The following is a 22,495-nucleotide window of genomic DNA, read 5'->3' on the forward strand; positions in this document are numbered from 1 at the left end:
TCGATCAGCAGAACCGACAGGCCTGCCTGACCGGCACGCGCAGCGCAGAACAGGCCCGCGGCCCCGGCGCCCAGGACGATGAGGTCATAATCGGCTCGCGCAAACACGCTCGTCATGCGAATTCCTTTCGAACCCTGTCCGCCCTATCGCGCCTTTCGGTTCAAACCCACCCATCGGCATTTCGCCTTGTCTTGACAAGTGGTGCCAACACTTCGCCAATCGCACTCAGGGAGATCCGACCTTGATCAAGACACTCGTACCGCAAATCCTGACCAGCCGAACCCTCGCCGCCCTGTCTTACAGCGGACGTGCCGCTATCCGTCGGATCAGACGCGAACCGCCTGTGCTTCAGGCCTTCATCGAGCCCGGCGAACCCTATTCCGAACTACTGGCTCAAGCCCTTCCGCCCTTGGCCGATCGACTGGGTGCCCGGATACACTGGCACCAGGTCGGTCCGCCCGTTGCATCTGCAGCACCGGAACGCGAGCGCCTGGCACGCTGGTCACAACAGGACGCCGAGCTACTCGCGCAGGAGTACGGTCTCGACCCGAACGCCAGCCCCAGCGCCTCCCTCGACATGAGCCCGGTGGAAACCGGAGAGGCTTTGCGTCTCAAACTCGGGCACTATGCCAGTGCCATGACCTGGTTCGAGGGAGAGTGGTTTTGGGGCATAGACCGTCTCCACTTCCTGGAAAACCGGCTAGGAGGTGGGCGGCAGGATCTCACGCTCGCTCCGCCACGCCTGCCGGAGATGGAACTGGGCGGCGAAATGGACGTCTATCTCTCCCTGCGCAGCCCCTATAGCTATTTAATACTTGAACGCTTGGCGCAGGTCCGATCGGTCTGGAACACCCGGATTCATCTCAAACCGGTTCTGCCCATGGTGATGCGGAACCTGCCGGTACCCTGGGCGAAACGGGTCTACATCGTGCGCGATTGCACACGCCTGGCCGATTATCAGGGCTGTGATTTTGGCAGGATCCACGACCCGCTGGGGCCGGGGGTCGAGCGGGGGCTGGCCGTGCTCCATCATGCACTGTCCAACAATAAAGGGTTCGGGTTTGCGTTGAGTTTCCTGCGCGGCGCTTTCAGTGAAGGCGTGGACGCGACAACGCCGCAAGGGCTGAACCACCTGGCCCAGCGCGCGGGCCTGTCCTGGGATCAGGTCCGAGCTGCCCTCAACGATGAAAGCTGGAAAGAGGCGTTTGAGCTCAATCGACAGGCCCTGTTCGAGATGGGCTTGTGGGGCGTGCCCAGCCTGTCCGTAGACGGACAATTTGCCTTCGGCCAAGATCGTCTGGCCCGGGCGGCGGGTTGGTTGGCAAAATCAGCAACGCCTTCCGAAAGTTAGAGCGATCTGCCTCCGAATGAAGAGGCGAGCAAACTGAACGCTACATCAATATATAGGCGCTTTTTCTCAGGTCTCCCCCAAATATGGGCTTGTAATACGAATACAGTTCAGCTTCATATGTCATATGGATGACGAACACCGAAGGGTGGGCATCACCAAGAGAGACTGAGCGGAACTCTTTGTGCAGCCTTCCGTGGGCTGCAAGGAACGGATTCTTACGTTCCGCGCGTTTGAGTATGACTTTGAATGAGCGAGATTGACGCGAGCTTGAGCCATAAAATCTGACGGATGTTACTGGAGATATCCGGAAGAGCGTTTGCCTGATCTATCGACCAACTAGCGCAAACATGGCCAAGAGGGGATGGCTCCCGCCAGAGTCATCCCCACTCTCGCTCTGGAAAGCACAAGGCTTTCTCTCACCCTTGCCGGACATCCCCAGCCGTCAGAACTGACGACCGATCGCAATACCTGCGAAGAACTGGTCATCAGAACCACGCACACTGACCAGCGGGCTATCCGCAAAGTCACCCTGCAATTTGGAATAGTTCGAAATAAGCCACAAGGACCAATCATCGCTGAAACGGTAATTGGCCAGCGCAGTCAGTCCCACATCTCGGATGCCCCCATCCGCAGCAAACGTGTCGAGACCGGTCAGAGCTGATTCCTCTGCAGAGATCGACATGAGCTGGTCGGCATAGTCGTCCGGCGAACCGGAAACACTGGCACTGAGCGCAAAGATCAGGGATTCAGAAACCCCAAACCCGTAAGTCGCGCTGGCTTCCCAGGTGATGCCGTCAAATGTCCCGGTGATGTCTGTACCCACACGGCCCGACAGGAAAACCCGGTCGCGCGGCAGGAAGACCTCATTGGCCACCTGGGCGCGCACAAACCCTCCCCCAACGACACCAGCGTCCACATCCGGCATCAATCGCACGACAGTGTCATCGATATCCCCCGCATCGCGGCCCTGCAGATAGCGGACATAGGGGCCATACTGGATTGCACTGTCCGGATTGATGGTCAGGGTCAGCCCTGGGCCATCCGTCTCGATCCGCATGCCCGCGATACGACCGCGCACGGCACCAAAGGGGATAACGCGAAAATCATCCGATCCCAGATAGTCGGGTGTATAAGCCGCGCCTGCTGCGATCATGAGACCGGGATCCTCGCCCCGTTGAGCTTGGGCGGCGCCCGCCAGACACACGGTGGACAAGGCGGCAACAGCTAGACGCAAAACCATAACAACAAACCTCCAAATGGTATGCGAACAGACATGTCGCACCCGGTCGGGAAGTCAAGCAGGCATTGCGAGCTCTGCTAAAACTCGTACGGCTCGTGATCGAGAAGCCGCAGCGTATAGGCGGCATCACCCAGCTCATTCATGTGGCGATCAGCGCTGAGAACGCCTGTCACATATACCGGATCCCACATGCGCTCGACACGAATGGGCTCGTCAATCGTGACATAGACAATCTGGTTCGGCGGCGGGGGCGGGGTGTGAACACAGGCACCAAAATAGGGGACCAGCAGGAATTCGCTGATCATGGCTCCGCGCTCATACTCCAGGGGCAGGATGAAGCCCGGCATCTTGATCGTTTCACCGATCAGACTCTCTTCCACATTGAATGTACCGATCTGAATGGCCGGCCCGCCGAAATGGTTCATTTCAGACATCATCTGCGTGGCGTTGTAGAGCTGTTCGATCCGCTCCATCTCACCTTCTGGCAGAAGGTCATCCCAGTTGATTTCGATAAAGTCGGTAGCCTCACCCGCCGGTTGTGTTTCAGACCCGGTCGTCGACGGCACCTCGACACTGGTGGACAGACTGGCCAGCAGGCGGTTGTCGGCTACGCTTCCGGCTTCACTCTCCAGCTCAACCACGGCAGCGGTTTCCGCCTCCACAGTCTCGGCCGTATCGGCTTCAGCTTCGCCGCCCCCGGCAGAACACGCGATCAGCCCCAAAGTGAAAATCGGTAGCACAGACACAGACAACCATTCGCGCGTCATATTGAAACCCTTCAAAATCAAGGCTCTGACTAGAGCCGGATCGACAATCCATCCGTCAGCGACAGTCTCAGCGACCGCCAGGCCGGCAGTAGCCCCATAACGCCGCCCGCAATCGTCACGCCGGCAATCGTCAGGACATCCATCAGGCCAGGGCCTGCCAATTGAACAGATAGACCATACTGCGAAGCGACCCAGCCCGTCAGGCCCATCAACAGCGTATGGACGATCACAAATCCGCCAAGCGCACCCGCGAGTGACAGGATCAGTGTTTCACTCACGATCAGGCCAAACACATGTGCAGGACGGGCGCCAACAGCGCGCAGGATAGACATTTCCCGCCGCCGTTCATTGACGCTCGATGACAGACTCGTCAGAACGCTGATCAGCCCCACCAGTACCACAAAGACGGAGATGGCCTGCAGAGCACGCTCGCCGGCCCCGATCACCGTCCACAACTGACTGAGCGCCACACCCGGGATGACCGCGCTCAGGGCCTCGGCGGGATAGGTATTGATCTGCCTTTGAATACGAAGGATCTGCACGGGACTGTCCATGCCCAGAAGGAAAGCCGAGATCTGCTGCGGCTCATGACTGTGGTCATGCTCGTCCTCATCCTCATGCGCCTCGACCAGACCATGCATGGCATCCAGGCCTTCCAGGCTCACATGGACGCTGCGATCGACCGGGGTGCCTGTCGGCGCGAGGATGCCGACGATCCGGAAGGGATAGTTATCATGCTCAGCGAAACTGACCGCGCCCACTCCATGAGCCAGGACGATCTCCTGACCGAGACCATATTCGAGCGCACGCGCCACCTCGGCGCCCAGGACCACCTCGTCAGGCTCCGCGAACCAGCCCCCCTGCGACAGTCGCAAAGACTGGTCTCCCGCATATTTATAGCGCTCGAGATACGCTTCCGTCGTGCCGATCACCCGATAACCGCGGTGACTGTCTCCCAGTGATAGCGGCACCGTCCAGGCCACACCGGGCGCGTTTGCGATCTGCTCATAACTCTCCCAGCTCACCCCCCCTGTCGGGTCACCGATGCGGAATACGGTATAGAGCAAGAGATTGATGGAGCTGGACCGGGCGCCAACAATCAGATCCGTGTCCGAGATAGTCATCTCGAAACTCGCCCGTGCCCCCGTCCGCACCTTTTCTACCCCGAGAAAAAGACAGACGCTCAGCGCTACGGCCAAAATCGTGAACAGGGCCGACATGCGTCGATTGGCCAGACTTTTCAGCGCCAGTTGAACGATCATGAACCGCATCAGACCGTCTCCCCGGCTGTATTGATCTCGCGCAAATCGACCACGCGCTCAAAAGAACCCGCCAAGCCCGGATCATGGCTGACAAACAACAGGGCTGCGCCAGTCCGGGCGCATTCCTCTTTCAAAAGCCCGATAAAGGCATCGCGCGTATCAGCATCAAGCGCCGAGGTAGGTTCATCGGCGATCACCAGTCCCGGAGAACCGATCAGCGCCCGGGCGGCGGCAACGCGTTGCTGTTGTCCGACCGACAGATTGACGGCCGGACGGGTCAGAACATCGCCCTCCAGGCCCAGCCGGTTCAGTAGGCGCAGGGCTTCAGAGCGATCACTCCCTTCGACGCGCCGCGCGCGCGCCGATGAAAACCGCAGCGGCAGGAGCACATTCTCGATCGGGCTGAGGAAGGGCAGAAGGTTGAACAGCTGGAAGATCACGCCCAGCTGATCGGCACGCAGGGCATCGCGACGCGAGTCACTCAGCGCAGTCATGTCGACACCCAGCACGTTTATCTCGCCCTGCTGGGGTTTGGACACGCCGGCGATCAGTCCCAGCAGCGTACTCTTGCCTGAGCCGGACGGGCCAACAAGAAAGACACGTTCACCCCGTGAGAGTGAAAAACGATCCACATCCAGAACAGGGGCCTGGCCGGGCCAGGCAAACACTACAGACTTGATCTCGATGGCAGCGTCTTCAGTGGGAGAAGCGGTCATGGCACTCGGCAAACAACTAGCGGAAGAGCCGTTATATGGGAGCCCTATAGACCTGTCGAGGCGGACACAGAACCGCACCCTGTGCAGGCTGGGTCCCGGGGCAGGCGGACGGTCCGCCCAGTCAGACTCAACCCGTCAAACAGGTACAGGCGTCCATCCAGCGTCTCTCCGGCCGAACAGATGTGTTTGATGGCTTCAAGCGCCATCATCGATCCGATCACACCGGTCAACGCACCCACAATTCCCACAGCCGCGCAGGTCTCGGCATCGGGTGGTGCCTGGGGCACCCAGCACCGGTAACACGGGCTCTGCGGCGACGCGTTGAACAGCCCCACCTGGCCATCCCAGCGACCGACTGCTCCTGACACCAGTGGGATCCCGAGGGCGCGGCTCGCCGCGTTGACCGCATAGCGAGTCTCGAAATTGTCGCAGCCATCCAGGATCAGGTCCGCGCCAGCCAAGATCGACTGCGCGTTTGAGGTATCAAGCATTCGGGCCACGGTGTCGATCCGTGTCCCCGGATGGAGTGCGCTGAGCCGTTCGGCACCAACTTCGACCTTGGGCCGCCCCACATCAGGGGTAGTGAACAGGATCTGGCGCTGCAGATTGCTGAGGCTGACCGTATCTTCGTCGACCAGGGTCAGTTGTCCGACACCCGCTGCAGCGAGATAGAGCGCGGCCGGTGCGCCCAGACCACCTGCCCCGATCAGCACGATATGCGCCTTCGCGAGCGCCTGCTGACCCGCACCGCCAATCTCGCGCAACATGATGTGTCGCGCGAAGCGTTCGATATCGATTTCATCGGTCATAGGACAGGAGTTGGCTGAGTGCGCTCGATCAATCAAGGGCCCGGGCGTGGAAAACCCGTCCGGATGACCGGCCAATCTCACTGATAAACTGGCGAGACAGGTCAAAACACGGCAGTGTCCGCGCCATGTCGACCCTTTCCGCCCCAACCCTCTCCGAGAGCCAAAACCGCCTGCTCACATGGCTGTTGCGAGATCGCCCCAATGTCTTCCTTACCGGTCGTGCCGGGACAGGAAAAACCACGTTGATGCGCGAATTCCTGCGACGTGCGGGCAGCCGAGCCGCCGTTCTGGCCCCGACCGGTGTCGCCGCTATGCAGGCGGGCGGACAGACCATCCACTCGTTCTTTCATTTTCCGCCGCGCCTGATTGAGGGCCGCGATATCAAGAAAGTAAGGCACCGGCGCGCAATTCAGGCCCTGCACACCCTGGTGATTGACGAAATCTCGATGGTGCGTTCCGACATGATGTGGGCCATCGATGCCGCACTACGTCTCAACCGGGACAGTGCCGAACCGTTTGGCGGCGTCCAGATCATTCTGGTGGGCGATCTGGCTCAGCTACCACCGGTTATCCAGGGGGCGGAGGCGGAGTATCTTGAACTCTCCCACCTAGGCCCCTTTTTCTTCCATCCACCCAGCTTTCGCGATGCAGGGATTCAAATGGTCGAGCTGGAGGAAGTCTTCCGACAGTCGGACGAAGATTTCATCGACATCCTGAACGCTGTTCGTGATGGCGATATCGACGGAGACCAGGCCGAACGTCTGAATGAGCGAGTTACCGGGCTCTCCGGCCTGGAAGCGAGCTTGACCCATGTGGTCCTGACCGCGACCAATGAAGCCGCAAACCGGATCAACCAGGCCCGGCTCCAGGGGCTCAATACACCCGGACGATCCTTCGATGCCAAGATCGAGGGGCAGTTTGATCCACGCCTGTTTCCCATGGACAATCCATTGTTCCTGAAGATCGGTGCCCGCGTCATGCTCACCCGAAATGATCCCGGTGGCCGCTGGGTCAACGGAACACTCGGCGAGATCGAGGGATTTGACGAGGCGGCCGTTCGCGTTCGGATCGGTGATCAGGTGTATGCGGTCGAGCCCCAGAAATGGGAACGCAATGCGTATGAATTTGATCCCGCAAAACAGGGGCTGACGCAGTCGGTCAAAGGGGCCTACACGCAATATCCGCTGCGTCTGGCCTGGGCGATGACCATTCACAAGGCCCAGGGCCTGACACTCGACAAGGTGTATCTGGACCTGGCCCGGCGTCTGTTCGCCCACGGCCAGGCCTATGTCGCGCTTTCAAGGGCTCGTACACTGGACGGCCTGGAGCTGTCGCGCCCGCTCACCCCCCAGGATATCATCGCCGACCCGCGGATATTTGACGTAAAATCCTTCTGCGATCCCGCGCCGTCAAGCGTCCTCCTGGACCGCTAGTCAGCATCGAAAGAGCACTGAAGGGCCTCATCAAACCCGTGCTCGCGCTATGGGGACAGGCCTCAGGCCAATCCCCACAACGCCCATGCCTCAGACGCCGTCGAAAAGCGCGGTAGATAGATAGCGCTCCGCACAGCTGGCCAGCATCACCACAATCGTCTTGCCTGCCATATTATCCCGTGCCGCGATCTCGGCTGCTGCCTTCAGGGCCGCACCCGAGGAAATTCCGCCCGGCACACCTTCAAGGCGGGCCGCCTCACGGGCCGTCGCAAAAGCCTCGTCATTGGACACCGTCACGACCTCGTCGATCAGATCGGTCTCGAGGATGTCCGGCACAAAACCGGCACCAATGCCCTGGATCTTGTGCGGTCCGGGAGCTCCACCCGACAGGATCGGGCTATCGGTTGGCTCGACCGCGACAACATGGAAACCCGGCTTGCGGGCCTTCAATGCGGACGCCACACCGGTGAGTGTGCCGCCTGTTCCGACGCCGGACACCAGAACATCGGCCTCTCCGGCCGTGTCATTCCAGATCTCTTCAGCCGTTGTCTTGCGGTGGATCTCCGGATTGGCCGGATTGGCAAACTGGCTCGGCATCACAGCGCCGGGCGTCTCGGCCAGCAATGCCTCGGCCTTGGCGATCGCCCCCTTCATGCCCTTGGCCGCTTCTGTCAGCACGAGTTCCGCACCCAGGTATTTGAGCAAGGCCCGGCGTTCCATCGACATGCTTTCCGGCATGGTGAGGATGAGCCGGTGCCCGCGCGCCGCTGCGACAAAGGCCAGTCCGATACCGGTATTGCCCGATGTGGGCTCGACCATGACGGCGCCCTCGCCCAGCTTGCCGGCCGCTTCGAGAGCATCAATCATCGCCACGCCAATCCGGTCCTTGACGGAGGCCAGCGGATTGAAAAACTCCAGCTTGGCCAGGATCCGGGCCTTGGCCCCATGGGCCTTGGCGAACTGGCCCAGCTCGACCAGCGGCGTATCGCCAATGGTCTCGGTGATATCGGAATAGATGCGGCCGCGGCCGGGTTGCATGCTCATGCCTTTATCCTTTGTCCTGAATACGGAAAGTTCTAGACGCCTGTGGATCCGAAGCCGCCGCTTCCCCGCTCGGTCTCGTCCAGTGCCTCTGCAACGGTCCACTCAGCCTGAATGACCGGTGCAATGACCATTTGCGCGATGCGTTCCCCGCGCTGAACGACAAAATCATCCTGACCATGATTGATCAGATTGACCTTGATCTCACCGCGATAATCCGCGTCCACCGTGCCCGGCGCATTGACACAGGTAATGCCTTTTTTGGCTGCGAGGCCGGATCGCGGACGCACTTGGGCCTCAAAACCCGGCGGCAGGGCGATCGCAATTCCGACCGGGATCAATCGCCATTCCCCATGCGGGATCACGACGGGTTCGTCTGCCGCAATGGCGGCCCGCAAATCCATGCCGGCCGACAAGGCCGTCTCATAGGCGGGCAGGGCCAGACCCTCATAGTGCGGCAGGGGTTTGATCTTGACGTTCACGGTATTCATGCCTGTCCCTCAGAAACTTGTGTGACAGCGCGGGCAATGCGCTGGGCGATCCATTCTGCGATCTCGGCCTTGCTGGCCCGCTCGGATTGTTCGGACGGAGCCCGGGAGATGATCTGGACAGCATTCTGATCGCCCCCCATCACATCACCTGAAACATCATTGGCGATGATCCAGTCACAGCCCTTGCGGTGAAGCTTGCCCCGGGCATGGGTCTCGACGTCATGCGTCTCCGCCGCAAAGCCGATGACCAGTCCCGGGCGACCTACAGGCCTTTGGCTGATCGTTTTGAGAATGTCGGGATTTTCCACCAGGGCGAGCTGCCCCATGGCGCCCTTGTCACCCTTGATCTTCTTGTCCGAAACCTCGGCCGGCCGCCAGTCAGCGACCGCCGCAACCGCGATAAAGACATCCGCTGGAAGTCGTGCCTCAACCTCAGCCAGCATCTCGCGCGCCGTTTCTATGCGGATCGTCGTTACACCCTGGGGATCGACAAGCGCGGTTGGGCCGGACACCAGTACGACATCCGCACCCAGATCCGCACAGGCTTGGGCCAGCGCATAACCCTGTTTCCCGCTTGATCGATTGGAAATGAAACGAACCGGGTCAATCGGTTCGAGCGTCGGACCGGCCGTCAGCACAATCCTGTATCCCGCCAAGGACCGTGTCATGCGAGCTTCGCCTCAATCGCATCGGCGATAACCTGTGGTTCCGCCATCCGTCCGGGTCCAAACTCACCGCAGGCCATATCGCCTTTGTCCGGTCCGACGAAGGACACGCCATCAGCGGTCAGCGTCGCCAGGTTTCGCTGTGTCGCCGGATGTTCCCACATCCGCACATTCATGGCGGGCGCCATCAGGACCGCAGTGTCGGTTGCCAGCAGGGTTGTCGCGGCCAGATCATTGGCCATGCCGTGAGCAGCCCGGGCCATCAGGTCAGCGGTGGCCGGGGCAACGACAATCAAATCCGCAGACCGCGATAGCTCGATATGCCCCATCTCGGCCTCGTCAGTCAGGTCGAACAGGTCTTGATAGACCTTATCACCGGAGAGCGCCGAAACCGAAAGCGGTGTCACAAACTCACATCCGGAGCGGGTCAGAATACAGCGGGACGCAATGCCGCGACGCCTGAGCTCCCGAATGAGCTCCAACGATTTGTAGGCAGCGATACCACCGCCGATGATCAACAGGATCCGCTTCTCGCTCACGGGCCTCTCCACATTTCGCTCCCGCATACCTAACGAGCTGCGCCACAAACCGAAAGACCCGCTCGCTGACAGGATCGGCGAACGAGCACACTTTTTTGCGAGCCAGCCGGTTTTGCGGGCTCATCAGTGATTGCAGGATAGTTGGGAATGTCAGCCCGTCTGACTGTGTGGTGTATTGGCGATCATGTCCCGGACACGCAGAGCATCTGCATGGAGTGCAGCTTGTTTTTCCAGCTGGTGACGGTGGAAAGAGGCCATGACCAGTTCCATGTCATACAGGCAGACCCGGTTCAGTGCGATGACTTCTGCGGGTTTCATGGTCGGCTTGTCTTTCATGCCCCGCTCGATTACGGCCGCCAGCATGTTGGAATACCCCGAGGTGTAGGCGTGTGAGGGATATTCAAGCTTGGAGTGGCGCTCACCGATCACGTCACACTCGCGGTAATAATGCTCGTCGAATTTCGCCTGAAACACGATTTCCGCATGGGCCCGCAGACCCAGTTTGAGATAGCCGAGATTTTCCGGAATAATGAAATAGTGAGCGACCTCCGGCATGGATTCCAGATGGTCGAAAACGGTCTCCAGACACACGTCATAGTGCCGCATCAACCGTTTACGCATGTTGCGGACGGTCTTGATTACATCCTGATCAATCCGGAAATATTCCAGATGGTCATCGCGTTGTTCAGCGGTCGGTATCACGAAACTGGTCATGGGCTCACACAACCACAGAGTTGTTTCCAAACCATGTAGGATTTGGATCAAACTCTATAAAAAGGCCCAGCCAATTGCTGCACCCGCAGCAAGAGCTGCAATCAATCCCGTGCCCCATACCCACCGGCCGCCAGATGATCCCGAGCGCGCCAGTGTCAGACCGCCCGAACGGATCTCGTCTCCCAGCTCGGCCCAGGTATCGATCGCTCCGGGCAAACGCCCCAGGGCCTCCACAACCCGCTCCAGGTGAAGCCGCGCATCGCGCAAACGCCCTTCCGGGCCGAGCTCTCGTTTCATCCAGGTCTCGACCACCGGTGCAGAGGCCTGCCACATATCGTGCCGGTCATCGAGCATGCGCGCGACACCCTCACACTGCACCATGGTCTTTTGCAGCATAATTAACTCTGGACGAAGACGCATGTCGAAGATTTCGGTAATCTCAAGCAATTGCAGGAGAACGCGCGACATTGGCACTTCATCCGCTGTCTTGCCAAAGATCGGCTCGCCGACCGCACGCAGCGCGCTGGCAAAATCCTCGATCGAATGACCCTTGGGCACATAACCCGCTGCGAAATGAGCCTTTGCCGCAGCCAGATAGTCCCGGGTCAGAAATCCGTGCAGGATCTGCGCGAGGAACCGTCGTTCATCCCGTCCAATCCGACCCATTATGCCAAAATCCACGGCCCACAGACGCTCATCCCGATCCACAAACAGATTGCCGGCATGCATGTCAGCGTGAAACACCCCGTGGTCCAGAGCCGTGCCAAGGAAGGCGCGTGTCGCCAGCTGGGCCAGGGCGGTGCGATCAATGGAGGCCTGATCCAGTCCGGCCTCGTCTGTCAGCGCAATGCCTTCAATCCATTGCGTGGTGAGAACGCGCTTGCTGGTGCGCTCCCAGATCACATCGGGAATGCAAAATCCCTCGACAGACCGCGACGCCTCCGCCAGCTCCGTCGCCGATGCCGCCTCAAGTCGCAGATCCGTTTCCAGACGCAAGGACCGCGAGACGGTCTCGACAAATTTCACAGGTTCGAGCCGTCGACTGGCCGGGAAAAACCGCTCGGCCAGCTTCGCCCCCAGCTCCAGGGACTCGATGTCGCGCGCGATCCGGAGCTCGATATCCGGTCGGATGATCTTGACCGCAACGTCTCGTCCATCCGCCAGGCGCGCTTTGTGGACCTGGGCAATCGATGCCGCAGCGACGGGTTCACCCAGCGTGTCAAACAGGTCTTCGGGCTCTGCGCCAAACTCCTCGGTCAGGGTTTTTCGGGCCTCGGACATGCCAAAGGCGGGCATGCGGTCCTGCAGACGAGAGAGACCGCGCGCAAAACGCGGCCCGATCACGTCCCCACGTGTCGCGAGAACCTGGCCAAGCTTCACATAGGACGGGCCGAGTTTTTCAAGAGCCCGCGCCAGTCTCTCTCCCGGATTGTCTTCGCGAGCCCGCTTAGCAAACACACGCAGGACACGCCCGACAAACCGGGCAGGCCAGGGGTAAAGCGCCTGATACTCCAAGGGTAGCACGGCATCGTGGCGCACCAGCGTGAGCGCAGCATGAATCAGGCGGAACAGGGCGGAAAGTCGCGACAACATGCCGGAGGGTTTAGACGCAAGCGGGGGTCTTGGCGAGGGCGACGTGAAGTCGCGCCGCGCCCGGATCGGATCCATTATGGGATTGAAATATTCTCGACATCCACCTAGCGCGCCAATATGGTTTCCTAATGAGACATGTTGCGGAAATCGATGCTCACAACAAGCTGGCGCTTATCCGGTTTCAAGGTCCCGTAAAGGCTGAAGACGGCCCCAAACTCTTGGAGACCCTCGTGGCAGATCCCGACTGGCAAAGTGATTTTGATCGCCTGGTCATTCATGATGGCGGCCAGTATGGCGATCTCGACATCGACAGCCTGGCACGGATCAAGCCCGTCATGGCGAACACTCTGACCCATGCCCAGCACGGCGAGATGACACGCGTGGCTCATGTGTGCAGCAACGATCTCTACCGGCCTATTATCGAATACTGGATCTTGATGACCCGGACCCACTACCCGTCTGAAGCCCGCCTGTTTGAAAGCGAGGCTCTGGCCCGGTCATGGCTTGCCCAGACCCGCGCTTCTTCAGGCCCAGCCGGTATGGAGCGCTGCGATACCGCCTGAAAAATTCGTGTAACTCACACGGTTGAACCCGGCATCGCGCAGTTCCTGCGCAAAACTCTCCTGGTCCGGAAAGCGCCGGATCGACTCCACAAGATATTGATAGCTGTCCCGATCTTTGGCGACATGTTCACCGAGCGTCGGCATCACGTTGAACGACCAGGCATCGTAGAGGGCCTCCCAGGCGCGACTGGTTGGCCGGGTGAATTCGAGACACAGGAACTGCCCGCCTGGCTTGAGCACGCGTCGCATCTCGCGGAGCGCCAGCGACCGGTCAGTGACGTTGCGGATACCGGTCGAGATCGTCACACAGTCTGCCAGCCGGTCCGGGAGTGGCAGATACTGGGCATTTCCTGTTACCCAGTCGATGCGTCCGGAATGAGTGTCCGAGACGCCCCGCTTCACGCCAGCGCGCAACATCTGTTCATTGATATCCAGAACAATCGCCCGGGCATCCCCCACACGCCCCCGGCGACGCGCCGCCCGATCCGCCTTTGTCAGGAAACTGCGCGCCAGATCGCCCGTGCCTCCCGCGACATCGATCAGAGTTTGTCCGGGCTGCGGATTGGCCCGCGTGATCACCATATCCTTCCAGACCCGGTGAACGCCCAGCGACATCAGATCATTCATCAGGTCATAGCGGCGTGCCGATTTGTCGAAGACATCACGGACAAGTCCGGCTTTTTCAGATGCCGGCACATCCCGAAATCCGAACGAGGCTGTATCCTGGGGTGAGGGCGAGGAGGTCTGGCGCTGTGTCATGAGGCCAATCTAGGGCAAGGCCGCATCAACCGAAAGACTTGGGCGCGGTTCACAAGGTCGCATACCGCACGCCAGGTGCAGTGACGACTGGTGAAGCCCCTGGAGAACGCCCTAATGTTCGATACGCATCGAAGAGCGGAGTATGTCATGCCCGAACTGCCCGAGGTCGAAACCGTTCGCAGAGGCCTCATACCCGCGCTGGAAGGCCGACGCCTGCTGAGGGTGGATATTCGCCGCCCCGATCTTCGTTTCCCCTTTCCCGAACGGATGCAGCAAAGACTGGAACACAAGACCATCGAACGCATTGACCGCCGGTCCAAATACCTGCTGTTCCGCCTCTCCTCCGGCGAAACCCTGCTCAGCCATCTGGGCATGTCCGGTCGCTTTTCCATCGAGTCCGACACGGACAGCACCCAGCCCGGTGATTTTGTCCACGCCCAGCCCGCCAATCCTCGACATGATCATGTCGTTCTGGAGGCGGAGAACGGCGTCACGGTTCGCTATAACGATCCGCGTCGTTTCGGTTTCATGGACCTGTTTAGTACCGATGATGACACCGCCTGCGCCTATCTCACCAGTCTAGGTCCCGAACCCTTGTCCAACGCCTTTTCAACGGCGTATCTGGACGAAGCCTTTCGAAACAAGTCCACGCCCGCAAAAACCGCCCTGCTCGACCAGTCGCTGATAGCGGGCCTTGGCAATATCTATGTCTGCGAAGCCCTGCACGAAGCGCGGATCAGTCCACGCCGTGCGGCCAAGACCCTCGTGGGTGCACGCAATGCCCGCCTCGTTCCCGCCATCCGCCGCATTCTGTCCCGGGCTATAGAGGCCGGCGGATCCAGCCTCCGCGATTTCGCCGGAACGGATGGCGCTCTTGGCTATTTCCAGCATACATTTCGGGCATATGGCCGCGAAGGGGAGGCGTGCATCAATGATGGATGTCCGGGCTCGATCGACCGCATTGTACAGTCGGGCCGCTCAACCTTTTTCTGTCGTCGCTGCCAACGTTGAACCAAGGGACCGGCCCACACGCATTTCCCCTTGAACTCGACCGCGAGCTGCGATGCTATCACGCCCTACCCTTCGTTGTTCCAAAAGGCAAATTCATGTTTTCCTTCTCGACCCTCGGCCGCCAACTGCTTGCAGGTGTGGCCGGTCTTCTCGCTCCGGTCGTCACCTTGGCCTCGGCCCATGCCGCACAGGTTGACACGTCCGGCTTTAATGTGGACCCGGCGCTCTATGTGCTCGAGGCCGATGATCACAAGGTCTATCTGTTCGGCACATTCCACGTCCTGCCGTCCGACCTGGCCTGGAACACAGACAAGGTTGCCAGCGCTTTCCTTGAGGCTGACACGCTGATCCTGGAAGCAGATGCCTATTCGCCCCAGGCCCAGGCCTCGATGCAACCGCTTATCGGTCAGCTGGGCCTGGATGGGTCCGGTACACCGCTTGCCGAACGCCTGTCCGCTGAGGCTCGCACAGACCTGGCAGCCCTGGCGACGACCCTTGGTGTACCCGCAGAGGCTCTTGAGGCCAGCATCAATCCGATGCGCCCCTGGCTCGCCAGCGTCATCCTTGGCGTGGGCTACATCACCAATCAGGGTTTTGACCCCAATAGCGGTGTCGACCAGTATTTCTTCACCCAGGCCTCAACGAACGGCAGCCATGCCATGCTGTTTTTCGAGACCGCTGAACAGCAGCTGAACTTCTTTGCCAATATTCCGGACGAGGTGTCTCTGGCGGCCCTGGAAGCATCCCTCGACGAAATGGCGACAAACCCGGCCATGCTGGATGACCTTCTCAAGGCATGGGCCGAAGGTGATATGGTCACGCTTGACCAGCTGGTTCTGGAATCCATGTCCGGCGGTGATGAGATCATCTATGAAACCCTCATCGCCTCGCGCAACTACGCCTGGGTGGAATCGATTGAGACGATGATCGACGAAACCCCCGGTGGCGTCACCTTTGTCGCTGTCGGTGCCGCGCATTTGCCCGGTGAGCAGGGGGTTGTTGAACTTCTCCGCAATGCCGGCTTCGGCGTGGAAGAAGTTGAATAAACTTGACCTTTAGCCTGTTTGGTCGCGGAGCATGTGACTCTGCGACCGGACAGGGTGTCGACCCCCGGTCAGGCTTCATGTATGCAATCGCCGGATTTTCCGGCATAGCCGGAATTCGGAACAGCCAATCGGAGTGCCATATGGCCTATAATACGATCCAGACCCGCACAGAGGGCCGCGTCGGCGTCATCACGCTGAACCGTCCCGAAGCGCTCAATGCGCTGTGCGACGAGCTGACCGGCGAACTCACAGAAGCCCTTGCCCAGTTTGAGTCCGATGACGACATCGGCTGCGTGGTCCTGACAGGCTCCAAGAAATCCTTTGCGGCCGGCGCCGATATCAAGGAATTGCAGGGCCGCAATGCGGTGGATCTTTATCTGAATGATCCGTTCGCCAAGTCCTGGGAGTCGGTCGCCCGGTTCCGCAAGCCCATTCTCGCGGCTGTATCGGGTTATGCCCTGGGCGGCGGATGCGAGATCGCCATGATGTGTGATTTCATCATCGCCTCGGACACAGCCAAATTCGGCCAGCCGGAGATTAATCTGGGTGTCATGCCCGGCGCCGGCGGCACGCAACGCCTGCCCCGCGCCATTGGCAAGGCCAAGGCCATGGATCTGTGCCTGACCGGTCGCATGATGGATGCCGAGGAGGCCGAACGCGCCGGACTTGTGGCCCGTATCGTCCCCGCCGATGAATTGCTTGAGGTGGCCCTCCAGGCAGCCGAGACGATCGCGTCCAAATCGCTCGTGGTGGCCATGCAGACCAAGGAAGCCATCAACCGGTCCTATGAGATGACCCTGGACGAAGGCATTCGCTGGGAACGTCGTGTCTTCCAGTCGCAATTCAATCTGGAAGATCAAAAAGAAGGCATGGCTGCCTTTGCAGAGAAGCGCAGCCCCCACTTCAAACATCGCTGACTCTCACCGAGTCACCTGAATGGTTGACGTGCAGGCCACAAGGGCCTATACGCCGCCGCTCACGGATTTTACCGCCCGGCCTTGAGAATGTGACCGGCCGGCTGCTGGAAGAGGTATGACACATGGCCAATACGAGCTCGGCCAAGAAAATGGTGCGCAAGATCGCTCGTCGCACCGCCATCAACAAATCCCGCCGCTCTCGCGTGCGGACCTATGTGAAGAAGGTGGAACTGGCCATTGTTGCCGGCGACCAGCCTGCCGCTCAGGAAGCTCTGCGCTCCGCAGAGTCCGAACTGATGCGCGCTGTGTCCAAGGGCGTGATGCACAAGAACACCGGCTCCCGCAAGGTCTCCCGCCTGACGGCGCGTGTGAAGGCCATGTCGGCCTGATCCACACGAATTTCCGATCAATCGGAAATTGAATATAGACGCCCGCAGTGTCCACTGCGGGCGTTTTTCTTTGCGCGTCACGCAGAGGGGTCAACGACTGAGACAGGCTCTCAATTCTGATATTTTATTAGTCTGACTACTGACATTTGGGTTTGCCCGAAAAACGCTGATTTTTGGCCCTTCAACACGCCCGCAATGTCGCTTGACGGAACCTTTTTGGAGGGACTGAAATAGCTGCAATGCAGCAAGCTTTGACGCCGCTTTGCATTTCTCGTGTCAAGCGAAGAATCTCCTGATTCCGGAGTTGAATCCTGTTGACCGAAAACGGGGAAGGCGTAACTTAGGAACACCTGAGGGCAATCATTCCCATGCGGATCAAATTACAGGCAAGCGCGACGCAATGCGCGCGCGGCTGGCGGGGGAATTTTGCCAAAAAAACAATAACTTGCGCCCGCCTCGACGCGGGTGACACCTTTAGGGTGAAAGAAGATGGCGTACGAAAAAACGGCGGTTGCAGAGCCTCGTTCAGCGGGCTTTGAACACCAGGAAACCGGGGCAATTTCCGGCATTTGGCGGCAGGTCAGAGCGCGTCTTCGGACCGAATGCGGGCCCGCAATCTATTCGCAAGAAATTGCACGACTGCGAGTCCGTCAGGGCGATACCGGTTCGGTGATTATCATTGCGCCCACCAGTTTTGATCGCGATTGGGTGGAAGATCATACCGGCGCGCGCATTCGTGCGATTTGGGCTGAACTTGATCCGGTTTTGCGTGAGATCCATGTGTTGGCTGAAGGCCAGGTCGAACCGGCCTCCGCGATTGATGTCGCGCTTTCAGACGCTCCGCGCGCTGATCAACCGAAAAGCGAAACAGCATCTCCTCAAGCCAGCTCCAAAACCATTGAGCCGCGCTTTACGTTTGATACGTTTCGTGTGGGACCGGCAAACGAGCTTGCAGCAGCCGCCGCCCGCTCGATCGTCTCGCTGAACGCTGCTCCGTTCAACCCGGTCTTCTTCCACGGCGATTACGGCGTCGGCAAAACGCACCTGATGCATGCCATCGCCAACGCAATCGAGCACGGACCGTCCGGGCGCAAGGCGCTCTATCTGACAGCCGAAGAATTCCTCTCCGGCTTTGTCACCGCCATGAAACAGCGCGACACCATCGCCTTCAAGGAAACCGTCCGCAGCGTCGATGTTCTGCTGATCGATGATGTTCACTTCATCGCCGGCAAGCCCAAGACGGAAGACGAATTCCTGCACACCATCGCCGCCCTCGCTGCCGAGCACAAACAAGTCGTCCTGGCCTCTCACCGGGCACCCAATGAATTGCCCGTGGCGGATAATCGTCTGCGTTCGCTTTTGACCGGTGGCCTGTCCTGTCCGCTCAACACACCGGACCTGGACCTGCGCCGTCAGATTCTCGACTGCAAGATCGCCCAGGCCAAATCACACTACCCGGTGCTGGAAGTGGAAGAAACCGTTCGGGATTTCCTGGCTGCCCGCATCACGTCCAGCGCCCGCGAGCTGGAAGGCGTTCTCAACAATGTCATCTGTCGCACGGCACTGCTGGGCCTTCCGGTAAGCATGGAAGCCGTGTCCTCTGCGCTGCAGGAGTTATCGCTGTCCACCGAAAAACGCCTGACGGTCGACGAAATCCAGAAGGCTGTAGCGCGTCATTTCGGCGTTACACCGCAGGACATCTGCTCCAAGCGCCGCACGCAATCGGTTGTGCGCCCCCGCCATGTCGCGATGTATCTGTCAAAGAAGCTCACGACGCGCTCTTTGCCTGACATCGGCCGACGCTTTGGCGGACGCGACCACTCCACCGTGATCCACGCCGTCAACAAGGTGACCGAGATGCTCGACAAGGGCGACCCGATCGCCAGCGACATCGACACGCTGATGCACACCCTGCGTCAGTAGAAGAGGCAAGCCGCCGACCCCGGTCAGGCGGCGTCCTCGTAAATGTGCTGGATAAATTTCTTGCGATCGCGCATTTTCGGGTATCCTCTGCAATCCTGACTGATTTGCCCGTGACATTTCCTGTCACTGGACCATCCTGATGACGCTGATAGCGGAACGCGAGACATGAAGCTTACTCTCGAGCGCGCCACACTGTTGAAAGCCCTCGGACACGTGCAGGCCGTTGTGGAACGCCGCAACACTATTCCGATCCTGTCCAACGTGTTGATCTCTGCAAGCGCCGAGGGGGCAAGTTTCGCCGCCACGGATCTGGACATCGAGATTCTCGAGACCACCGACGCCACCTGCGAGGGCGAAGGCCTGGTCACCGCCCCGGCCCATACCCTCTATGAGATCTGCCGCAAACTGCCCGACGGTGCGGATGTAACCCTGGAGATCAATGGCGGCGATCCGCGCCTCACCCTGAGCGCCGGCCGGTCCAACTTCTCCCTGCCCTCCCTGCCGCCGGGGGATTTCCCGGTCATGCCGACCGAGGATCTTGAACACCGCTTCTCGCTTGAGGCCTCTGAGCTGGCACGCCTGATCGACAAGACGCGTTTTGCGATCTCGACAGAGGAAACCCGCTTCTACCTCAACGGCATTCACCTGCATGCCGCAGACACCGATGGTCGCAAGACCTTGCGCGCCGTCGCGACAGATGGTGTCCGGCTGGCGCTGAGCGAAATGGACCTTCCCCCAGGTGCCGACGGCATGCCGGGTGTTATCATCCCGCGCAAAACCGTCCAGGAGGTCCGCCGCCTGATCGAGGATGCAGACGAACAGATCGAGGTCTCTGTGTCCGAAGGCAAGATCCGCTTCCGTCTCGGACAGGCTGTCTTGACGTCCAAGCTGATCGACGGCTCCTTCCCCGACTATGAGCGTGTCATTCCACGCGGCAATACCCGCACCATGTCAGTTGAGAACAAGCGTTTCGCCGAAGCTGTGGATCGTGTCGCCACGATCTCGGTGGAGAAGTCCCGCTCGGTCAAACTCGCACTGGCCACCGACACCCTGACCCTTACCGTCAACAATCCGGAAAGCGGTCAGGCCGAGGAAGAACTCGCCGTCTCCTACAGCGATGAAGGCTTCGCGATCGGTTTCAACGCCCGGTACATGCTGGATGTCGCATCGCAGATTGAAGGCGATGAGGCCCGCTTCCACTTTGCCGACAGCGCGTCTCCGGCCCTGGTCACTGACAGTGGCGATGCTGACAGCCTTTATGTGCTGATGCCGCTGCGCGTGTGAGCCCGTCTGACACGACACCTGAACCCTTACCGCCGCAGGTTCCGCCTGCGGCGGTCCGCGTTTTACGCCTGAGTCAGTATCGCTCCTACGCCCATCTGGACCTGGAACTCGACATCAGGCCTGTGGCGTTTTTTGGGGAGAACGGAGCCGGTAAGACCAATCTCATCGAAGCGGTGTCTTTTCTCTCGCCCGGCCGGGGCATGCGATCCAGCGGAGCCGACGCCATCGCCCGACGCTCGGAGGTCGGTACTGCGCCCCAATGGGCCGTGTATGCCGAAATCGACAGTTTCTCCGGTCGCCACGCCATCGGTGTGGGCGCCCAGGGTTCGGCGCGCCGCGAGACGCGTATTGACGGGGATCCAGCGCCGCAGACCGCGCTAGCCCGCCTTGTGCCCCTGATCGCCCTCACCCCGCATCATGATCGACTGTTTGCAGGCCCCCGAGCAGACCGACTGAAGTTTTTCGATCGCCTAGTCTACGCTGCCGATCCAGCCCATGGGGAAGCCGCCTCAGCCTATGAGAAAATCCGGGTGCGACGCCAGCGCCTGCTAGACGAGGGCCATCCGGATCCAACGTGGATCCGTGCACTGGAAACCGACATGGCCGGTCATGGTGTGGCGATGGCGGCCGCCCGTCTCGACGCCCTATCCCGCTTGCAAGCAGAAATCGATCTGCGGCCAGACGGACATTTCCCCGCAGCGGATCTGGGCCTCGACGGCGCCGTAGAGGCGGACCTGGCGGACGGGCTCAGCGCCGCGGAGGCCGAAGACCGGTTTGCCCAGGCGCTGGAAGCTGGTCGTGTGCGCGATGCAGCATCCGGGCGCACTCTGACACGCGGTCCCCATCGCACCGATCTGATCGCGCGCCACCGAATCAAACAACAGGCTGCGGCCGACTGCTCAACCGGAGAGCAAAAAGCCCTCCTGCTGACCCTTGCTCTGGCCCAGGCCCGGGTCTTGCGCGGGCAGATCGGGCTTGTCCCCCTGCTCCTGCTGGACGAAGCCTGTGCCCATCTCGACACCAAACGTCGCGAAGGCCTGGCCGAGGATATTCTTGCTACCGGAAGCCAGGCCTGGCTGACCGGGGTCGAAAAGAGCCTCTTCGACGCCTTTGACACCCAGGCCCAGTTTTTTGAGGTCAAGGATGGTGCAGCGCACCGGGTCTAGGCTGCCGCTTCCGAGTCTGTGCTACTGGGGGACGCTCCGGTGAGATGGAAAATCGCCCCTCCCGTCAGGTCGACCAGGATATGCAGTGCTATCCCCGGCCAGAGGGAACCCGACGCCAGGAAAAGCCCTGTAAGCAAAAGACTGATGGGCAGGATGCGCACCATGCCGCTCACACCCTGGTAGGAATGTCCGATCACAAAGACCATTACAGCCAGACCGGCAGCTGCCCAAACCGGCAGGATCAGGGCGAGCGCTCCAATCAGAAAACCCCGGAAGATGATTTCTTCCGTCACACCCGCTGTGACCGCCACACCATAGAAACGCCGGTATTCACGCCCGTGCTTCGGCTGGATCAAGGCGTAGTCTCCCGACTCCTCAAACTGCTTGCGAAGCGTATCTCTCGTTGTGGACGACAGAGCCGTCTGGGCGATCGTGTAGAGGAGATAAGCCGCACAGAGGCCCGCAACCAGCCAGCTGCCCCATCCCCACACGGTCAAGGCCGGAGCAGATAGTCCAAGGCTCACAAGATCACGCCCGGACACAAACCATGCACCAACCACAAGACCGGCAAGGCTCCAAAGGTGGATCATCAATGAGGCGTAGGCATCAAGCTTGGCGCGCGGGTCCTCGGCCTCAATACACCGACGCAGGGCCGGTTCGCGCCACCAACTTACCAGGAAGAAAACTGCGATAGCGGCCATTCCCAGAACGAGCGGCCATTCAGCTAAAAGAAACTCGATGAGATCGGGCATTGGGTTTCATCCTGTCCTGTGATCATCTCTGATGGATATCAATAACGCGAATGCGAATTCGCAT

The 22,495-nt window shown here is 60.0% G+C and carries 22 protein-coding genes and 1 pseudogene; 10 read left to right on the top strand and 13 right to left on the bottom strand.

Features of this window, described 5'->3' with window-relative positions; translation table 11 throughout:
• The coding region (locus RMQ97_RS00005; RefSeq protein WP_413659562.1) for an FAD-binding protein at positions 1-116 on the bottom strand (116 nt) is incomplete at its 3' end.
• A gap of 125 nt (positions 117-241) precedes the next feature.
• Between RMQ97_RS00005 and RMQ97_RS00010 the strand changes: the two genes are divergently transcribed.
• Positions 242-1,351, top strand: coding sequence for a DsbA family protein (locus RMQ97_RS00010; RefSeq protein WP_413658770.1), 1,110 nt, complete (start codon positions 242-244; stop codon positions 1,349-1,351).
• A gap of 442 nt (positions 1,352-1,793) precedes the next feature.
• Here RMQ97_RS00010 and RMQ97_RS00015 read toward each other — a convergent pair whose 3' ends face one another.
• The 5 genes from RMQ97_RS00015 to RMQ97_RS00035 form a co-directional block, all read right to left on the bottom strand.
• A complete protein-coding gene (locus RMQ97_RS00015; RefSeq protein ID WP_413658771.1) occupies positions 1,794-2,591 on the bottom strand; it encodes a MipA/OmpV family protein in 798 nt (265 codons plus the stop codon).
• A gap of 77 nt (positions 2,592-2,668) precedes the next feature.
• Positions 2,669-3,358 (bottom strand): DUF3299 domain-containing protein, encoded by a 690-nt coding sequence (locus tag RMQ97_RS00020; protein ID WP_413658772.1) that lies wholly within the window; start codon positions 3,356-3,358, stop codon positions 2,669-2,671.
• Between the two features lie 29 nt (positions 3,359-3,387).
• Positions 3,388-4,629: an ABC transporter permease gene (locus RMQ97_RS00025; RefSeq protein WP_413658773.1), complete on the bottom strand. Its 1,242-nt coding sequence runs from the start codon at positions 4,627-4,629 to the stop codon at positions 3,388-3,390.
• Complete coding sequence (locus tag RMQ97_RS00030) at positions 4,629-5,336, bottom strand: ABC transporter ATP-binding protein (RefSeq protein ID WP_413658774.1); 708 nt, start codon at positions 5,334-5,336, stop codon at positions 4,629-4,631. Before RMQ97_RS00030 ends, RMQ97_RS00025 begins: the two co-directional genes overlap by 1 nt.
• Before the next feature lie 44 nt (positions 5,337-5,380).
• Entirely contained in the window at positions 5,381-6,145 is a 765-nt protein-coding gene (locus RMQ97_RS00035) for a HesA/MoeB/ThiF family protein (protein WP_413658775.1), read from the bottom strand.
• Between the two features lie 125 nt (positions 6,146-6,270).
• Between RMQ97_RS00035 and RMQ97_RS00040 the strand changes: the two genes are divergently transcribed.
• On the top strand, positions 6,271-7,578 hold the full coding sequence (locus RMQ97_RS00040) for an ATP-dependent DNA helicase (RefSeq protein WP_413658776.1): 1,308 nt from the start codon (positions 6,271-6,273) through the stop codon (positions 7,576-7,578).
• 90 nt (positions 7,579-7,668) lie between these two features.
• On the opposite strand, the gene cysK is transcribed toward RMQ97_RS00040, so the two are convergent.
• From cysK to ubiB, 5 genes and pseudogenes are all read right to left on the bottom strand, one after another.
• The gene (gene cysK, locus RMQ97_RS00045; RefSeq protein ID WP_413658777.1) at positions 7,669-8,622 is read right to left on the bottom strand and encodes a cysteine synthase A; all 954 of its coding nucleotides are present in this window, start codon (positions 8,620-8,622) and stop codon (positions 7,669-7,671) included.
• A gap of 32 nt (positions 8,623-8,654) precedes the next feature.
• Positions 8,655-9,110: a dUTP diphosphatase gene (dut, locus tag RMQ97_RS00050; RefSeq protein ID WP_413658778.1), complete on the bottom strand. Its 456-nt coding sequence runs from the start codon at positions 9,108-9,110 to the stop codon at positions 8,655-8,657.
• Positions 9,107-10,314: pseudogene (gene coaBC / locus RMQ97_RS00055) on the bottom strand (bifunctional phosphopantothenoylcysteine decarboxylase/phosphopantothenate--cysteine ligase CoaBC). The gene dut and the pseudogene coaBC overlap by 4 nt, the downstream one beginning before the upstream one ends.
• A gap of 150 nt (positions 10,315-10,464) precedes the next feature.
• Entirely contained in the window at positions 10,465-11,028 is a 564-nt protein-coding gene (locus RMQ97_RS00060) for a protoglobin domain-containing protein (RefSeq protein WP_413658779.1), read from the bottom strand.
• Positions 11,029-11,082: 54 nt separating this feature from the next.
• Positions 11,083-12,621 carry a 2-polyprenylphenol 6-hydroxylase gene (gene ubiB / locus RMQ97_RS00065; protein ID WP_413658780.1) on the bottom strand — a complete coding sequence of 513 codons (1,539 nt, stop codon included), beginning with the start codon at positions 12,619-12,621 and terminating at the stop codon, positions 11,083-11,085.
• A 128-nt stretch (positions 12,622-12,749) separates the two neighbouring features.
• Between ubiB and RMQ97_RS00070 the strand changes: the two genes are divergently transcribed.
• A complete protein-coding gene (locus tag RMQ97_RS00070) occupies positions 12,750-13,184 on the top strand; it encodes a hypothetical protein (protein WP_413658781.1) in 435 nt (144 codons plus the stop codon).
• Here RMQ97_RS00070 and ubiE read toward each other — a convergent pair.
• The gene (ubiE, locus tag RMQ97_RS00075) at positions 13,146-13,943 is read right to left on the bottom strand and encodes a bifunctional demethylmenaquinone methyltransferase/2-methoxy-6-polyprenyl-1,4-benzoquinol methylase UbiE (protein WP_413658782.1); all 798 of its coding nucleotides are present in this window, start codon (positions 13,941-13,943) and stop codon (positions 13,146-13,148) included. The two genes, RMQ97_RS00070 and ubiE, sit on opposite strands and share 39 nt — an antisense overlap.
• Positions 13,944-14,090: 147 nt before the next feature.
• On the opposite strand from ubiE, the gene mutM reads away from it, so the two are divergent.
• The 7 genes from mutM to recF all read left to right on the top strand — a co-directional run bounded on the left by mutM (position 14,091) and on the right by recF (position 21,679).
• Complete coding sequence (gene mutM, locus RMQ97_RS00080) at positions 14,091-14,954, top strand: bifunctional DNA-formamidopyrimidine glycosylase/DNA-(apurinic or apyrimidinic site) lyase (RefSeq protein WP_413658783.1); 864 nt, start codon at positions 14,091-14,093, stop codon at positions 14,952-14,954.
• Positions 14,955-15,049: 95 nt separating this feature from the next.
• Positions 15,050-16,000, top strand: coding sequence for a TraB/GumN family protein (locus tag RMQ97_RS00085; protein ID WP_413658784.1), 951 nt, complete (start codon positions 15,050-15,052; stop codon positions 15,998-16,000).
• 140 nt (positions 16,001-16,140) lie between these two features.
• Positions 16,141-16,917, top strand: a complete 777-nt coding sequence (locus tag RMQ97_RS00090) for an enoyl-CoA hydratase (protein WP_413658785.1) — start codon at positions 16,141-16,143, stop codon at positions 16,915-16,917.
• Between the two features lie 122 nt (positions 16,918-17,039).
• Positions 17,040-17,306 (top strand): 30S ribosomal protein S20, encoded by a 267-nt coding sequence (gene rpsT, locus RMQ97_RS00095; RefSeq protein WP_413658786.1) that lies wholly within the window; start codon positions 17,040-17,042, stop codon positions 17,304-17,306.
• 489 nt (positions 17,307-17,795) lie between these two features.
• On the top strand, positions 17,796-19,229 hold the full coding sequence (dnaA, locus tag RMQ97_RS00100; protein ID WP_413658787.1) for a chromosomal replication initiator protein DnaA: 1,434 nt from the start codon (positions 17,796-17,798) through the stop codon (positions 19,227-19,229).
• 165 nt (positions 19,230-19,394) lie between these two features.
• The gene (gene dnaN / locus RMQ97_RS00105) at positions 19,395-20,513 is read left to right on the top strand and encodes a DNA polymerase III subunit beta (RefSeq protein WP_413658788.1); all 1,119 of its coding nucleotides are present in this window, start codon (positions 19,395-19,397) and stop codon (positions 20,511-20,513) included.
• Positions 20,510-21,679 carry a DNA replication/repair protein RecF gene (recF, locus tag RMQ97_RS00110; protein WP_413658789.1) on the top strand — a complete coding sequence of 390 codons (1,170 nt, stop codon included), beginning with the start codon at positions 20,510-20,512 and terminating at the stop codon, positions 21,677-21,679. Before dnaN ends, recF begins: the two co-directional genes overlap by 4 nt.
• On the opposite strand, the gene RMQ97_RS00115 is transcribed toward recF, so the two are convergent.
• Positions 21,676-22,431, bottom strand: coding sequence for a CPBP family intramembrane glutamic endopeptidase (locus RMQ97_RS00115; RefSeq protein WP_413658790.1), 756 nt, complete (start codon positions 22,429-22,431; stop codon positions 21,676-21,678). The genes recF and RMQ97_RS00115 overlap by 4 nt on opposite strands.
• Between the last annotated feature and the right edge of the window lie 64 nt (positions 22,432-22,495).

Source organism: Maricaulis sp. D1M11, from assembly GCF_047308265.1.
Classification (GTDB): Bacteria; Pseudomonadota; Alphaproteobacteria; order Caulobacterales; family Maricaulaceae; genus Maricaulis.